18 protein-coding genes and 2 pseudogenes are annotated in these 14,637 nt (G+C 67.8%); 7 read left to right on the top strand and 13 right to left on the bottom strand.

Annotated features, from left to right (window positions below; all coding sequences use genetic code 11):
- From RMT89_RS35130 to RMT89_RS35120, 3 genes are all read right to left on the bottom strand, one after another.
- Positions 1-347, bottom strand: a 347-nt coding sequence (locus RMT89_RS35130) for an IS3 family transposase (protein WP_315887802.1), incomplete at its 3' end; no start/stop codon positions are given.
- Between the two features lie 137 nt (positions 348-484).
- A complete protein-coding gene (locus tag RMT89_RS35125; RefSeq protein ID WP_315887801.1) occupies positions 485-811 on the bottom strand; it encodes a transposase in 327 nt (108 codons plus the stop codon).
- 94 nt (positions 812-905) lie between these two features.
- The gene (locus tag RMT89_RS35120) at positions 906-2,228 is read right to left on the bottom strand and encodes an IS110 family transposase (protein WP_315887800.1); all 1,323 of its coding nucleotides are present in this window, start codon (positions 2,226-2,228) and stop codon (positions 906-908) included.
- A 575-nt stretch (positions 2,229-2,803) separates the two neighbouring features.
- On the opposite strand from RMT89_RS35120, the gene RMT89_RS35115 reads away from it, so the two are divergent.
- Positions 2,804-3,619: a hypothetical protein gene (locus RMT89_RS35115; RefSeq protein ID WP_315887799.1), complete on the top strand. Its 816-nt coding sequence runs from the start codon at positions 2,804-2,806 to the stop codon at positions 3,617-3,619.
- Positions 3,620-3,717: 98 nt separating this feature from the next.
- Here the strand turns inward: RMT89_RS35115 and RMT89_RS35110 are convergent, their stop codons facing one another.
- Both RMT89_RS35110 and RMT89_RS35105 read right to left on the bottom strand, forming a co-directional pair.
- Positions 3,718-4,065, bottom strand: coding sequence for a hypothetical protein (locus RMT89_RS35110; protein WP_315887798.1), 348 nt, complete (start codon positions 4,063-4,065; stop codon positions 3,718-3,720).
- 44 nt (positions 4,066-4,109) lie between these two features.
- Positions 4,110-4,340 carry an SMI1/KNR4 family protein gene (locus RMT89_RS35105; protein ID WP_315887797.1) on the bottom strand — a complete coding sequence of 77 codons (231 nt, stop codon included), beginning with the start codon at positions 4,338-4,340 and terminating at the stop codon, positions 4,110-4,112.
- Positions 4,341-4,635: 295 nt separating this feature from the next.
- On the opposite strand from RMT89_RS35105, the gene RMT89_RS35100 reads away from it, so the two are divergent.
- Positions 4,636-4,923, top strand: coding sequence for a DUF6233 domain-containing protein (locus RMT89_RS35100; RefSeq protein WP_315887796.1), 288 nt, complete (start codon positions 4,636-4,638; stop codon positions 4,921-4,923).
- A 210-nt stretch (positions 4,924-5,133) separates the two neighbouring features.
- Here RMT89_RS35100 and RMT89_RS35095 read toward each other — a convergent pair whose 3' ends face one another.
- Complete coding sequence (locus RMT89_RS35095; RefSeq protein ID WP_315887795.1) at positions 5,134-5,595, bottom strand: hypothetical protein; 462 nt, start codon at positions 5,593-5,595, stop codon at positions 5,134-5,136.
- A 229-nt stretch (positions 5,596-5,824) separates the two neighbouring features.
- On the opposite strand from RMT89_RS35095, the gene RMT89_RS35090 reads away from it, so the two are divergent.
- Positions 5,825-5,950, top strand: a complete 126-nt coding sequence (locus RMT89_RS35090; protein ID WP_315887805.1) for a hypothetical protein — start codon at positions 5,825-5,827, stop codon at positions 5,948-5,950.
- Positions 5,951-6,065: 115 nt separating this feature from the next.
- Here the strand turns inward: RMT89_RS35090 and RMT89_RS35085 are convergent.
- Positions 6,066-6,508, bottom strand: a pseudogene (locus RMT89_RS35085) (VOC family protein).
- 358 nt (positions 6,509-6,866) lie between these two features.
- Positions 6,867-7,391 (bottom strand): hypothetical protein, encoded by a 525-nt coding sequence (locus RMT89_RS35080; RefSeq protein WP_315887794.1) that lies wholly within the window; start codon positions 7,389-7,391, stop codon positions 6,867-6,869.
- Between the two features lie 898 nt (positions 7,392-8,289).
- Here RMT89_RS35080 and RMT89_RS35075 point away from each other — a divergent pair.
- The gene (locus tag RMT89_RS35075; RefSeq protein ID WP_315887793.1) at positions 8,290-8,628 is read left to right on the top strand and encodes a hypothetical protein; all 339 of its coding nucleotides are present in this window, start codon (positions 8,290-8,292) and stop codon (positions 8,626-8,628) included.
- Between the two features lie 63 nt (positions 8,629-8,691).
- Here the strand turns inward: RMT89_RS35075 and RMT89_RS35070 are convergent, their stop codons facing one another.
- Positions 8,692-9,897 (bottom strand): IS256 family transposase, encoded by a 1,206-nt coding sequence (locus RMT89_RS35070; protein ID WP_315887803.1) that lies wholly within the window; start codon positions 9,895-9,897, stop codon positions 8,692-8,694.
- 412 nt (positions 9,898-10,309) lie between these two features.
- On the opposite strand from RMT89_RS35070, the gene RMT89_RS35065 reads away from it, so the two are divergent.
- Positions 10,310-10,888 carry a contact-dependent growth inhibition system immunity protein gene (locus tag RMT89_RS35065; protein ID WP_315887792.1) on the top strand — a complete coding sequence of 193 codons (579 nt, stop codon included), beginning with the start codon at positions 10,310-10,312 and terminating at the stop codon, positions 10,886-10,888.
- Between the two features lie 128 nt (positions 10,889-11,016).
- Here the strand turns inward: RMT89_RS35065 and RMT89_RS46150 are convergent, their stop codons facing one another.
- From RMT89_RS46150 to RMT89_RS35050, 4 genes are all read right to left on the bottom strand, one after another.
- On the bottom strand, positions 11,017-11,133 hold the full coding sequence (locus tag RMT89_RS46150; RefSeq protein WP_399498565.1) for a hypothetical protein: 117 nt from the start codon (positions 11,131-11,133) through the stop codon (positions 11,017-11,019).
- The gene (locus RMT89_RS35060) at positions 11,079-11,384 is read right to left on the bottom strand and encodes a DUF6069 family protein (RefSeq protein WP_399498561.1); all 306 of its coding nucleotides are present in this window, start codon (positions 11,382-11,384) and stop codon (positions 11,079-11,081) included. The genes RMT89_RS46150 and RMT89_RS35060 overlap by 55 nt, the downstream gene beginning before the upstream one ends.
- Before the next feature lie 17 nt (positions 11,385-11,401).
- Complete coding sequence (locus RMT89_RS35055) at positions 11,402-12,013, bottom strand: TetR/AcrR family transcriptional regulator (RefSeq protein WP_315887791.1); 612 nt, start codon at positions 12,011-12,013, stop codon at positions 11,402-11,404.
- 698 nt (positions 12,014-12,711) lie between these two features.
- Entirely contained in the window at positions 12,712-12,897 is a 186-nt protein-coding gene (locus RMT89_RS35050; protein ID WP_315887790.1) for a hypothetical protein, read from the bottom strand.
- On the opposite strand from RMT89_RS35050, the gene RMT89_RS35045 reads away from it, so the two are divergent.
- Positions 12,896-13,732 (top strand): class II glutamine amidotransferase, encoded by an 837-nt coding sequence (locus RMT89_RS35045; protein WP_315887789.1) that lies wholly within the window; start codon positions 12,896-12,898, stop codon positions 13,730-13,732. The genes RMT89_RS35050 and RMT89_RS35045 overlap by 2 nt on opposite strands.
- 174 nt (positions 13,733-13,906) lie before the next feature.
- Positions 13,907-14,197: pseudogene (locus RMT89_RS46145) on the top strand (hypothetical protein); the annotation flags it as partial.
- Positions 14,198-14,637 lie beyond the last annotated feature (440 nt).

Raw genomic sequence — 14,637 nt, 5'->3', positions numbered from 1 at the left:
ATGCGCCGGGAGAAGGTGTCCACGACGAAGGCGACGTAGACGACACCGCTCCAGGCGGCGACATGCGTGAAGTCGGCGACCCAGCAGCGGTTGGGGGCACGGGCGACGAAGTCGCGGTCGAGAAGGTCCGGGGCCCGCCCGGCGGCCGGATCGGTGATCGTCGTGATCACCTTCTTGCCGCGGACGGCGCCGGTGATGCCGAGTTCGCGCATGAGGCGCTCGATGGTGCAGCGGGCCACCGTATGTCCCTGCCGGTTCAGCTCGCGCCAGATCTTCCGGGCCCCGTAGACACGGTAGTTGGATGTGTAGACCTCCTGGATCCGTTCTTTGAGTTCCTCATCGCGCACGGAACGGGCGGAGGGAGTTTCAAGGCGTTTCTTGTGGGCGTAGTACGTGGAAGGGGCGATCTTGCAGTCGTGCTCGGTGAGCGTCCTGCAGATCGGCTCGACGCCGCCGAAGCGGTCCCGGTGCTCGTCGATGAACGCTACGAGCGTGTGTGTGGCCGGTCGAGCTCGGCCGCGAAGAAACTCGCCGCGGCCTTCAGGATCTCGTTGGCCCGCTTGAGTTCGGCGTTCTCCTTCATCAACGCCTTGAGCTGGGCGGACTCCTCCGTCGTCGTCCCCGGACGTGTCCCAGCGTCGATCTCGTACTGCTTCACCCAGTTCCGCAGCGTCTCGCGGGAGCCGATGTCGAGCTTCTCTGTCACCGCCTGCAAGGCGGCCGTCTCGTTCGGGTAGTCGTCGCGCACTTCGGCGACCATGCGCACCGCACGACGGCGGAGCTCAAGCGGGTAACGGGAAGGTCGTGCCATGACTCGATCCTGAACGGAAAATCCAGGATCCTGAGGGCCTGCGGGAGCGTCCGGCCGGTGCCGGACGGGCGACGGGTTGGTTCGGGTCAGGCAGTCAGAGGCCTGGGGCGAGGATGACTTGGTGTCCGAGCGCGGTCAGTTGACGGACCAGGTCGCGGGTGCGCCGGGCCGGGTCGATCAGACGCTGGTGGTGATCGGAGCCGAGCTCTTGATATTCGGTCTCGGGGTTGTTGATGAGGTGCCAGATGATGACCAGGATAGATCGGGCGACGGCGACCAGGGCCTTCTTGTGGCCACGGCGTTTGACGATTCTCCGGTAGCGGGCACCGAGGAAGGTGTCGGTGCGGGAGGCGGCCATCGCCGCCTCGCCGAGGGCGCCCTTGAGCCAGGGGTTGCCCTTGCCTGTGCGGCCGAAGGACTGCTTGGCTCCGGACTGCACGGTGCGTGGGCACAGCCTCGCCCACGACGCGAGATGGTCCGGGGTGGGAAATACCCGCATGTCCGGGCCGAGTTCGGCCAGCAGGATCTGTGCGGTGGCCGGACCGACGCCCGGGATGGCGTCCAGTCGCTTCACCAGCCCCGGCCCCGGCCTGCTGCTGTCACCGTCGTCGCCGGCATCGGGGCAGTCGGGTCCGGGCAGGTCCCTGATCGCGTTGGTGATCCGGGCGGACAGCCTGTCGATCTGGGCGGTCAGGTGGTCGATGGTGTCCAGCAGCGTGCGGCACAAGAACGCGTGATGCTCCTCGAACTGCCCCGTGAGCGCCTGCGTCAGGGCGTCCTTCTTCGCGGTCATCCTGCCCTTGGCCATCTGGGCCAGGACTCGCGGGTCCCGCTCGCCGCCGATCATTGCCTCCATCATGGCCCGCCCGGATACCCCGAAGATGTCGGTGGCCACGGAGGACAGCTTGACCTGGGCGTCTTCCAGCAGCTTCTCGACGCGCTGCTTGTGCCGGGTCCGTTCCTCGGTCAGGACGGTGCGGGTACGGGTCAGATCACGAAGCTGCCGGACCGGCTTGGGCGGGACGAACGAAGGTCGCAGCATCCCGCGCTCGGTCAGCTTGGCGAGCCAGATCGCGTCCAGCTTGTCGGTCTTGGGGCGGCCGGGGACGTTCTTCACGTCACGAGCGTTGACCAGCCAGCACTCCAGCCCTCGAGCTTCCAGCAGGAAGAAGAACACCTTCCAGTACGCCCCGGTGGCCTCCATCACCACCCGGGTCACGCCCTGACACAGCAAGCGGTCCCCCAGCTCGAGGACCGCGTTCGTGGTCGCCGCGACGTTCCAGACCTCCTGCACGCGCCGGCCCTCCCGGGTCGGGTGCGGCAGCCGCATGCACACCATGCCCGACGTCTTCGCCACGTCGATCGCGGCGACCCTCTCCACCAGGCCCTCGGCCGTCTCGAGCTCCGCAGCCTCCATACCCACCCCTTTCATGCCGGGACCGACAGGCAGCGGCCGCCCGGGAGCGGGAGGGGAGAGCGGGAGTCTGAACGGCGTGCTCGTGGCAACAGTGCATGGCCCCTCGGGCCGACTCCGGCATCAGACTTTCACGCGGGCTCCCGGCCCAAGGCTCGGTCGACGTCGACGGACGGCCGCCGCCCTCAATTTTCACGCCTTCAAGGCGTCACCGTAGGGACATGGGGACTTTCACGAAATCGAGTCTCCATTCGAGCGGGGCGGTTCACTGGGCCGCGCGGTAGTAGAAGACCGCCATCAGCAGCCGCGCTCCTGCGGGCTGGTCGTGCTGACCAACACCGAAGCCGCGTACTGACAGACGATCTTGGGAGCACGTTGCTGTAGAAGGCAAACGCGGCGTCCCCTCCTTCCCATCAACCCAGCAGGGGAATCGTTCTGCGAACGGTGTGGCTCTTCTTCAGGGAACCCTGCGCCAGTCGGGATGGAGGAGATAGCGGGCCGATTCCCTCGTCCCGGTGTCAGGGAAGCCGGTGCCGGGCACGCTTTGCGGGGCAGTGGCTTGAAGAGGAAGGGGTCCGATGCGCACGGGGGTACGGAAGGGCGCCGCCCCGGGCATGGTGGCGGTCGTGGTCGCGATGCTGCTGTCCGGCTGTGGCGGGGTCGGGGAGAGTGAGGAGGAGCGCACGGACAGGGCCATGAAGGCGATCCTCAAGGAGTACAGACCCCGCTTCGAGCAACGGCGCGCCGCTCTCGCCGCCGCTGCTGCGCGTCTGCCCAAGGACAGCCCCGACAAGAACTCCTGCGCCAGGAAGTTGGACCCGCAGCCGGAATTCCGCCACTTCGATCACAAGAGCCTCGTCCTGGACAGCTACAACAGCCCCGACCAAGGAGGCAATGTCGACATCGCGTCGGCGAACGAGGCTCATACCCCGGAGCGGATCGCGGACGACCCCGGCTGGACGCTGGGCAGGTTCGCCGTGGCGCCGGGGTGGCTCATCCGCGGCATGTGGATCACGGGTCCACAGGGTCCGCTGGGCACCAACCGCTTCGAGGTGACCGGCCGTTACGGCTATGAGCCGTACAAGGGCGTAGAAAAGGACCCCTCCAGGCGACTCAGGAAAATCCTCGACGTCGGACTGCACAAGCGCTACGCCGCCCTGTTCCGCGTCACGGCCTACCGCGAGCCTGGACGGCCCGGGGACGAAGCGGCCGTCGTGAAGGCGGACGTGTTCCTCGCCGATCTGGAGAAAGGCGACATCCCCTGCCGGCTCACCGCGACCGGCGAGCCGCTCTTCGTGAAGGGGCACTGGTATTCGACCACGCCCTACGAAGACATGCAGACCTCGTTCCAATTGGATATCAGCAGCAAACTAGCCGCCATGACTCGCAGTTGACCCCGGCTCGACGGTCTCGGCTATCGGCTATCGGCTATCGGCTATCGGCTATCGGCCAGTGCACGATCAGCGGCACGGCAGCCACAAGGGCCTCAGACTCAGGTCTCCAAAAGCAGGCCCACAGCTACTACATGCCGGCGCAGCGCGCGACTCACGCCGGCAACGACCCTGCGTTCGGGGCCACCGTCCTGGCACGCATGACCCGACAGATGCTGAACCGATACCGCCCGCAGGATGCCGTCGAATTCGTGCACCCAAACCTCGCCCGCTCGCGGGCCGTTGAGGATCAGCCGGATGTAGATGCCGCAGCCCTCTTCGGCCAGCATGAGCGTGCCCCGGGTCAGCTCATCGGCCGGTGCGTCGGTCGGGGCGGGCAGGGGTTCGGTGAGGAGGAACGGCTCGGCGAGTCGGCCCGAGAGGCGGTCTTCTTCCCACTCGTCGTCCACGGCCCACTCCTCGCGAGCCTCCGCGCGGGGGACGGCCAAGGGCATCAACCGTGACCGGGACCGGCGGGACCGTCGCCTACCTGCGCGACGAAGGACCGGTACTCCGCTGGCAGATCGATGCCGTGGGTTGCCTCGAACGCCCTGATCTCGGCCTCCGACAGTACAGGCGCCAGTTCGTACTGGTGCGTGTCCGACCCGAAGCGCTCCCGCCTCGGGTCCTGTGCCGCCATCTCCCGTAGCCGAGCGCGTACGCCCCCCTCGTCCCAGCTCTCCATCCAGTGACCGTAGCAATGACGTCGGGGCCCGGTCCGCCGCACCTCGCCCTGCCCGCGGCAACGGCCGCCGTGCACGAGGGCGGGGATGGTGCCCTGTTCAGGGCCTCGGACCAGCGCACTCAAGCATTCGGTGACGCGAACACGCATTGATCAGGGTTCTGCGGCACGCGCTCAAGATTCGGTGTCACACGACACTCACCCCCTCGTGAATGTCGACCGTCACCCTGCCCCTAGAATCGAACATGCGAACGACCCAGGCCCGCCGAGACTCGCCCTGCTCCGCTTCCTGGAGCGCGTGCAGCAGCAGGACCTGGAGCGAACCCGCCGGTGGATCGCCGACGAGGAGCGGCGGGAGGCCGAGCGCCAGCGGGGCGTGGCGGCGCGACCTCCTGACCCGGACTGGCTGATCGAACAGAGCCTCAGCCGGGACACGCCACCGGTGTACGTGCACGTAGGTGGCTGCTACATGGCGGGCAGGCGGTCGAAAGGCGTGACAAGGGAGCAGGCGTTGCGGGCGCTCGCTGATCGGGTGGATCCCTGCCCGCACTGCCGTCCGGACACCGCGCTCGGCTTCGCGGACTAGGGGGTGTTTTGAAAGTCCTGTGCGGTGCCCGCGGTGTTCGGTGCGTGCCCTCGGCGTGCCGGACGAAGGCCCTCGTACTGGACGTACTTGGGTCTTTGGCCGGTGCGGCGAGGGTGCGTGCCGGGCGCCGTGGGTGCTGTGCGGGACTTTCAAAACACCCCCTAGGTCGTGCCGTGATCACCGGGGCTGCCCAGCGGGCCGCTGCGTCCATCAGCGGTGGGCTTGGTCGTACGCGTCCCAGGCCTGCTTCTGCCAGAACAGCGCAAGGAAGAGCACCAGGAGCAGTTCGTCGGACAGCGACTCGTCCTCGCCCTGCAGCCGGGCGCGAATGGGCTGCGCCTCGCCTCCGTCGTAGACAATCCAGAGCGGGCCGACGGCACAGACGCGGCCGCCTTGGTCGTACCCGAGTTCATAAGGGCCGATGCGCTCCAGGCGGGATCTGCGGTGTTCACAGCTCCACTGGCCAACGGTGCGCGGCAGGCTGGACCACCGGCGGTAAGTGATCTCGACGCTGCCTACAGCCCGCAGAGTCGAACTGAACCGCTGATATTCGAGCGCCCAGGAACCTAGGGCGCGCGGCGTGGTGTCCATCCACTCCCGCTGGCCGTACGTGATCGGCACACTGCCGATTCCACGCAGGAGCCCTTTGTCGTACGTCAGCTCGATGTCCATTCGGTGACTCACCTAGGCACTGCGCGGTCGGCGGCCCGGCGACTTCTTCGCCATCGGTACCGTGACCAGGCCGAACGAGATGGCACCGGACCAGATTGTTCGGGGCAAGGGGAACCTCCGGGCAACCTCCGCGACTACCCCGAGCACCACCAGCCTAGGAGCGCCACGCGGCCCGCGCACCACACCATGCGCCACTGCTCGCTCTCTGGACGGAGGCCGACGGGTGGGGGTGGACGACCAGTTCTTGGGGATGGCGTACGGGCTGCTCGATGTCGTCGAGTTCCTGCACCTCGCCGGGCTGGAGAACGTCGACGACGACTGGGTGAGGCAGTCCGGGCTGATCGAGTGGTCCTGAGCCTGGCCTCGCTACCACGGCATTGGGCAGAGCTCGATCGTCCGCCTGCTGGGCACGACCAAGCAGGCGGGACCGAGAGGTTCCGCAACATCACCGAGGTCTCATCTGCCCGCTCTCAGCGCAGTTGCTCGGCCAGTCCGACGATGATGCCCTCCGGGCCGCGGATGTAGCAGAGCAGATAGCTGTCCTCGTACCGGGCGATCTCGCCGACGAGTTCGGCGCCGTGAGGGCGAAGGCGGGCAACGGTGTCCTTGATGTCGTCGACGGCGAACATGACGCGGTGTGTGCCCACAATGTTGTGCGGCCGGTTCCGCGGCCCGGCGCTGATCACCGCGGGGCTGCGGTACTTCGCCAGCTCCAGCCGGCTGTGTCCGTCCGGGGTCCGGACCATCGCGATGTCACAGCGCGGACACCGTCGAGTCCGGTGCACTGGTCGGCGAAGAGGCCCTCGACCTGCGCCCTGCCTTCCAGCTCCATACCGAGTTCGACGAAGAACGCGATGGCGGCATCGATGTCCTCGACGACGATGCCGACGTTGTCCATCCGCTGAATCGCCATGCCGGTTTCTCCTTCCTCCTCGTGCGGCCGGTGGGGGCCGCTGATGTCCCTGGGACGGAGCCGCTGGCACGTTCTCGACATCCTCAGACCGCCGAACTCCGAGAAATCCGGTTCGCGCCTCAGCAGGCCGCCTACGACTACAACGAGCGGGTGTGGAATCCGCCGATGCCGCTGCTGTTCCAAACGTGACGCAGTACGCCGCCCCACAATCCCGTGTCCGGGAGGAACAGACCCAGGTCAACCTCCACGGCGATCTGCTGATCACCGAGGAGGAGCCAGGCGTCGGCACAGCGCAGGTGGGCTGACATGCCCCCATCCTGCACCCGGCAGGACCCTGCTGTGCCCTCGCGGAAGGTCATCACGCCGGTGGGGCGGCGGAGGGTGAGGGCAGTGACCTTCTGCGGTGGGGGGTGTGGCAGTGCGCGGCGCCGTGGGCGCGGGCAAGTTCGCCCACGGCCCGGGCCAGGGCGAGTTCCATGACCTCGGGGGTGTTCAGGGTGCCGGTCCCGTCGGGCGGACAGAGCCAGCGCAGGTCGCCCCAGCGGCAGTGCGGGGCAGGAGTGGCGATCCAGCCGCCTTGGGTGACGTAGCGGACGTCGGGTCCGCTCCAGATCGACGCGGGGTCGGGGGGCAGGAAGAAGCCGACCTGCCGGCGCCTGCTGTCCAGCAGGGCGGGGCCGGGTTCGAGGAGAGGCAGGCCGTCCAGGATGTCGGCGGTGCGCAGGCCGAGGCAGGCGGGAACGACCAGCACGTCCCACAGGCGTCCGGCGGCCAGGAGGTGGACGCCGGTGCTGCCGTGCTGCCAGTCGTTCTTGCAGGCTCTCGGATCCCGGGCAGCGGCGGCCAGCCACTCCATCGCGTTCATCCAGTGCGTCAGTGCCATCGCGTACCTCCTGCGTGAATGTCGGGCCCAGGGGTCCGTCAGGTCAACGGCTGATCCGGGCCATCACCGGGGCCGTCCACGGAAGGGACGGGAACGGCAGGCGGAGGCCTGCCTCGCCCGGTGGGGCTGGCCGAGCCGGCGCCACGGTGCGGGTGTTCCGAGGGGCTGGCTGGCCCTCACCCGTTCCTCATAGGTCGGCGCCCGACGCCGGCCCCTGTCGTTGCCGAGCCGGCCAGGGAGCGGACGGGGGTGGAGCCCTGTTGATGGTTTTCGTTGATGGGCGAGCAGATGGCGTCCCATGCAACGGGGTGTGCAGGGGTACGGCCAAGGGGGTATGCGCGCAGTTCACCGCATGGAGCGAGCGCAAGCGCGCAAGGGGAGCAGATATATGCAGGCAAGCGCCCCTCGTTCAGGTTCCGTGGTGGCCGTCGTTGCGAGCACCGAGGGGCTCTCCACACCGGCACCCGCACGAAGCTGGCCGCCGGTCATGACGGACGACATGGTCCACACGCTGCTCCGCCGAACGAGAAGTCGGCGGAGAAGGCCTCGCCAGCACTTTGCGGTCAGCACGGCGGCCAGGGGTGCCGGCGAGCGAGGACCGTTCACTCCTCGTCCCAAACGAGCCCCAGCCATCCACACGCCGGCCCGGGACCCACCGGATGGCCATGGACGTGAGTCCCCGTGCACCTCACCGCGCCGCGACCCCTCAGCCCGGATCGCACCCGGTGCTGCGCCCGCCTCGGGCGAGCCGACGAGATGACCGCCTGACCTGTTGGGTCATCTGTCTTGTGACGAGATGCCGTAGACGGCATTCGGGTGGACTACCCCGTGCGCCGCAACTGCCCCCACTCCCCTTCCCGTCGTCGTCCCCAGTGGCAACACAACCCAGGAGGCACTCGTGACTGGAATTCAGGCCTTCAGCACAGGCACCGAAGGGCTTCACGATCTCGACCCGTACCGCTTCCCTGCCGTGCGCGCCGACGACTGGCCGCAGCAGACGTCGTCGGCCCTCGACGGCACAGAGCTCGGCGACTACGTTCTGCCCGCACCAGACCCGGCGAGCCGCTTGTCCATTCCTCTCGAACCGGCCGACCGCCGCCGTCTGGAACTGCATGCCGCTCTGACCACCGCGGGTATTGCACCCCTGCCGGGCGACCTCGACGCCATCGCGGCCCTGTGCCAACTGGACGACACCACCCACGCTGCGCTGCGGCGATGGCTCAATCACGCCATGTGACCCCGCCTGTCGAGCACCGCGCGGGTGTGTCAAGTTAACGGCTGATCTTGGTTGTTGAGGTGTTCAGTTGGCGGTCGGGGTGAGTCGGCCTTCGAAGGCGATCTGGAAGGCGTTCAGCGGCGCCTTCCAGCGCATGGTCCATCGCTTGCGGCCCTTGCCGGTCGGGTCCAGGGACATCAGCGCCATGTAGATGCACTTCAGCGCTGCGGCCTCGTTCGGGAAATGCCCGCGAGCGCGAACGGCCTTGCGTATCCGCGCGTTCACGGACTCGATGGCGTTGGTGCTGCAGATGACCTTGCGGATCTCGACGTCGAAGCGGAGGAAGGGCACGAACTCGGCCCAGGCGTCCGACCAGAGCTTGACGACCGCCGGATACTTCGCGCCCCAGGTCTCCTGGAACTCCAGGAACCGTTCCTCGGCCGCTTCCTGGTTCGGCGCCGTGTAGATCGGCTTCAGCGCACGTGCGATCTTGTCCCAGTCCTGGCGGGCCGCGTAACGGAAGCTGTTCCGCAGGAGATGAACCACGCAGGTCTGGACAATCGTTCGAGGCCAGACGGTCTCCACCGCCTCCGGCAGCCCCTTCAGCCCGTCGCAGACCAGCATCAGGACGTCCTCGACGCCGCGGTTCTTCAATTCGGTGAACACGTGCAGCCAGTACTTCGCGCCCTCGCCGCCGTCGCCGGCCCGGATCCCGAGGATGTCGCGATGGCCCTCTGCGGTCACCGCCATCACGACGTAGATCGGACGGTTCGCGACCTGCCCGTCACGGATCTTGACGTTGATGGCGTCCACGAACAGCACCGGATAGACGCGGTCGAGCGGCCTGTTGGACCACTCGGCCATGCCGTCCATGACCTTGTCCGTGATCGTGGAGATGGTCTGCTTGGACACCTCGGCACCGTAGACCTCGGCCAGGTGCGCGGATATCTCACCGTGCGTCAGTCCCTTCGCGGACAGCGACAACACCATCTCGTCCACGCCCGTCAGACGCCGCTGGCGCTTCTTGACGATCTGCGGCTCGAAGGTGCCCGCCACATCACGGGGCACCTTCACCTCGACCGGACCGACGTCGGTCAGCACGGTCTTCGCCCGGGTGCCGTTGCGGCTGTTGCCGTTGTTCCTGCCGGCCGGATCGTGCTTCTCGTAGCCGACGTGGTCGGTGATCTCGCCTTCCAAGGCGGACTCCAGCACCCGCTTGGTCAACTGCTGCAGCAGACCGCCCTCACCGGTCAGCTGCAGCCCGTCCGTACGAGCCCGGTCGACCAGCATCCCGATCAACTGGTCGTCCGACACCGACCAGGCGGCCGACTCGACGACCGGCTCCTCAACGGCCTCGTTCTTCTCGACGATGGTCGTGGCAGGCCCTGGAGGAGACCTCCGCGCGGAACCTGTCGGCGCAGCAGGCAGAGTCCTTCGTCCGCACCGCCTACGCCATCGCCGACGCGATCAACAGCCTCGCGCTTCCGCAGGAAGAGTCCGCGTAACTCCCCTCGGCCTGCACCCCGGTTCCGGCCTGGCGTACGCATCGTGTCCGGCGTTCCTGCGAAGTGGACCGTACCGCAGGGTGAATTGAAGAGCTTGAAGGTGACCGCTGGCCAGCCCCACCGGCCGACGCCACTCGTCTTGTCGCTACGCACACGCCTTGCGGCGGCGGCCGATCGGCGAGCTGACAGTCGAGGACATGCGGTTGTTGATCGGGCAGGACATAGGACTGCCCGATCTCCTGCCGCTGGCACTGGATGTGCTGCGGGACAACCCGATGTCAGAGGGGGACATGCACGAAGGTGATCTGCTGTCCGCGATCCTCACCAGGAACCCAGCGATCTGGGCCCAGTCCCCCGAACTTGGCCGAGAGCTTCGCGTGATCGTCTCGGAGTCGACCGACCTGCCACCTGACCTGCAACAGAAGGTTGATCGGCTTCTGACTTCGTGGAGCACTGACACGGAAGTTGCCCATGGATGGGCAAAGCGCCGTATCTATGGAACGTTTCGCAGGAGCGGGCGCGGGCCCGACCGCGCCGCCGGACGGCCGCGAGTGAGGCGGCGGACCATGATGCCGATCATTACCCAGCGGATCATGGTTTCGGAGCGGTCCGGGCTGGTCTCGAAGTCCCGGGCAAGGCGGCGATGCGTGGTGAGCCACGAGAAGGGGCGCTCGATCGCCCGGCGCTTGGGCCGGACCTCGAAGCCGCGCTGGCCGGGATCCTTGCGGACGATGTCCAGTTCGCTGCGAGGATCCGGCTGGTCCAGTCGACCATGAGGCGCGCGAACCCCTGGTCCGCCCAGATCTTTTGAACTGCGGGTGGTCCCGCAACAGTGATACAAGGCGCCGCGTGCAAGCCACGTCACGTTGGTGGCGCCCAGTCACTTCCCGCAGCCACACCTGTCTCAGCGGCCGACGGACCTCCCGCCCAGCCCCGGGATCAGCACCGCCGCCACCGCCAGGTGCATCACGGCGGGGGAGGCCCGGGTGCCACCGTCCATGCCGTCGCCGATGAACGGCAGGAAGGACACGGCCAGTACGGCGCGGCCACCCCGGTCCAGACGGCGCGGGCGCGCCGCACTGCGAACCTCTCCAGGGCGGCCAACAGCCCCCAGCCACAGAGCGACGCAAGCAGTGCGACAACCGCCACGGGCACGGCGCCGATGTCGAGGGTCTGCTCGCCGTCGGCGATCCGCAGCCGGTGCCCCAGCAGGGGGTCCGCGACCAGCCACACCCCGACGGGGGCCAGGACGGCCAGGGCCGTAATCCCCAAGCGCCTTGTCCGCGCGCTCACTTGGCGCCTCCCGAGAGCGCCCCGTGCAGGAAGACCTCCACCAGCTCCTGCGGGGTCAGGTCGGGCTCGTCCTCCGTACGCGGCTGGGTGAAGAGCAACCCGAAGAAGAGGGCCGCGATCTGCTCCGGCGGCCGGCGCAGGGTGGCCTTGTCGGGCTCCAGCAGCTCCGCAAGCGCCGCGCGGATACGGGTCGTCGACTCGGCACGGCCCGCGCCGCGCACCCTGCCGGGGTGCTTGCCACCGCTATGCCCCAGCGAGCCGAGGATCGCGCCCATCCTGGACAGGTGAGCCTGCAGCGCCTCGGCCGCCTCCGCGAGCCGGTCGGGCAGCGGCTGGGATACGTCGATCGAGTCAAGCTCGCGCACCGCGTGCTCGGGGGAGAGCGCCTCAGCCATGCAGGCCTGCAGCAGCTCGTCCTTGTCGGCGAAGACGCGGAAGATCGTGCCCTCGCCGATGCCCGCGGCGCGGGCGATCTTCGCGGTCGTCACCGCGGCGCCGTACTCGGCGATCAGCGGGATCGCGGTCTGGATGATCATTTCGCGACGCTGCTCCGGCGACATGGCGGGGGCGCGGCGGCGGGTGGTCTGGTTCTCCTTAGGTGCTGTCATGGCCGCAAGCGTACGGAGTGAGCACTCACTCCGTCAATGAGTGAGTGCTCACTCCGCTCACCGCTCCCCCACTCAGCCGCTTGTCCATGGCAGCCCACCGAGACCCACAACTCCGGTCGGAGCCCTGGCCCGTGGACGCATTCCAAGGACGTGCTGCCATCACCGCACCGCTCATCAGGCACTGAGCTGGTCCCACTGGCACCGCCGACACCAGCCCACCCCTGCAACTGCAACTCCCACTGTCGGCAGAGGTCGCGCAGTCCGCCGCTGTGACGTCGCTCCTCCCCCCCAGCAAGCCCCGTTACCCTTTTCGTGGTTCCGCAATGGGGCCTTCTACGAACCCCGGCCCGCAGCGTCAGGCTGATCCCCGTCACGCTCGCCACACCCTGGGCAGTCGTACTCGTCAACCGATTCGACCAAGACCGGGTAACCGCAGAAGTCACACAGACGCAGGCCCCCATCAGCCGACGCCTCAGGTCGAAGGCCTCGCAGGTAGGTGCCCAGGTTCTGGACGAGTTGCGCGATACCAAGATGTTCCTGGACCGGCGGGTCGCGACCCTGGCCGCATCGGAGCTGGAAGCCGAGGAGCCAGTGCCGCCGGTCTCGGTGGCCGGGTCGATACAACGGCACAGATCACGCCCGCATGGCGATGCTCGGCATGGGAGGCGAAAATGAGACCAACCGGATAAGCCACCCGGTCAGCGGATACGGCGTCGCTTCAGGGCGGGGAAAGCAACAGCCCATCCACGCCCCCGAAGCCGAGCCGACAGCACAGCGGGGCGCAGCGCCAGATGACCGGCGAGCTCTTCGAAGGAGCCGGCAGTCGCGAGCGGGATATCAAGGTATTCCCGCAGGCGCAGGCAGGAACACAGGTGATCGCTCATGTGCCGATGGCTCGCCTACTCGGGAACACCCGTGCTTCTCGACACCGTCCTCTACAAGCCCGCCCACTCACTGATCGATCAGAGCCTCCACTCCAGACTGGGTGTCGAGACCACGAACGGCGACGGTTTCGGCGTCGGGTGGTACACGCAGGAAAGCATCGACACCCCAGCCTTGCTCAGGGACATCGGCCCCGCCTGGAACAACCGCAACCTGAGGGAGCTCGCGGATCATGTCCGCTCCCCGTTGTTCTTCGCCCACATACGGGCGTCGACCGGAACGGCGGTGCAGCAGACGAATTGCCACCCGTTCCGGCACGGCCGTTGGATGTGGATGCACAACGGTGCCATTGCGGGTTTCCCTCTCATGCGCCGCGAGCTGTCCCTGCTCGTCGCCCCTGGGCTGTACTCCGACATCGAAGGAACGACGGACTCGGAGTTGATGTTCTACCTGGCGATCACCTTCGGCCTGGACGACGATCCGCCGGGCGCCGTCGCCCGGATGGTGGGTGTGGTGGAGCGCAGCGGCTGGGACCACGGTGTGGAGTTCCCCCTCCAGATGACGATCGCCGTGACCAACGGCAGCGGCCTGTGGGCCTTCCGCTATTCGACCCAGGGCGCTTCCCGGTCGTTGTTCTACAGCACCCGCGTGGACGCGCTACGCAAGCTGCACCCCGACATGGCGTTCCTGCAGGAAGTGTCCGACGAGACCCGCCTGATCGTGTCCGAACCCCTCGGCGACCTGCCGGGCGCCTGGAACGAGGTGCCCGAGAGCAGTTACGGCGTCGTACATGCCGGATCCGACGAGTTGTATCCCTTCGCTCCGCAACCGGCGTGACGCGGCAGCAGATCGCAACTGGCTGCGGAAGCCGGGGTCCCGAGGACGGGCCGGGGGTGGGGCCTGCCGCCGGGGTGAAGTGCAGCGGGGAGCGGAAGCGGAACCGCGGGCCGAGCGCGGCGGGGCGGGCCCTTGCACTTCAACGACCTCGCCACCCGCCCGGAGCCCGGCGAAGTGTGGGAACTGCCCGTCCTCCTTCCGCTTCCCGGCCCCGGCGGCCGGCGCAGCGGCAAGCACATCCTGCTGATGTCTCCCTGGTGGGAGGGGTTCAACCCCAACGCCGTCAAGCACACCTGCTACTGGATCGGCACTTTCGACAAGCGTGCGTGCCGCTTCGTGCCCGGCCAAGACGAGGCCCGCGAGTTCGACTTCGGCGAGCACTTCACCGGCCCGTCCGGCCTCGTCACTCCCGACGGCCGGTCCGTCGTCTTCAGCATCACTCCGGACCGCCGAAGTGAGCAGCAGCACGCCCAGTCCGGCTGGGCTCACAACGCCGGGATGCCCGTCAGCCTCTCGCTGCGGCGCGCCGGAGACGGCGATGGCGGGGGCGATCCGCCTCCCGGACCAGGGCAGCAAGGTCCGCTACCGCAACATCTGGATCGAGCCGCTGGACTGAACGGACGGATCCGCTGCCCCCGCGGTACACACCGCGGGGGCAGCTTCTTCGTGCAGGGCCCGGCAGTCAGGAAGCCGGGACCTCGTCGACGAAGGTCGTGCCCCACACGCGTGGTCCAGCAGAACATCTGAGGCGTGCTCAACCGGTGGAATACGAGAGACCAACCTGGAGCAGTTCAAGCATGCAGACTGTAGCCGCGTTCGACGTGTGGATCTGCTGGTGGCGCTCACGGGTGCGGGCGACCAGGGGGCGATGGTTCGGCGCTGGTGCGTCGAAACGCGGCCATACC

This window comes from Streptomyces sp. P17 (assembly GCF_032436805.1).
GTDB lineage: Bacteria > Actinomycetota > Actinomycetes > Streptomycetales > Streptomycetaceae > Streptomyces.
Note: the sequence above shows the minus strand (reverse complement) of the source record. Positions and strands in the feature narration are given on the sequence as shown.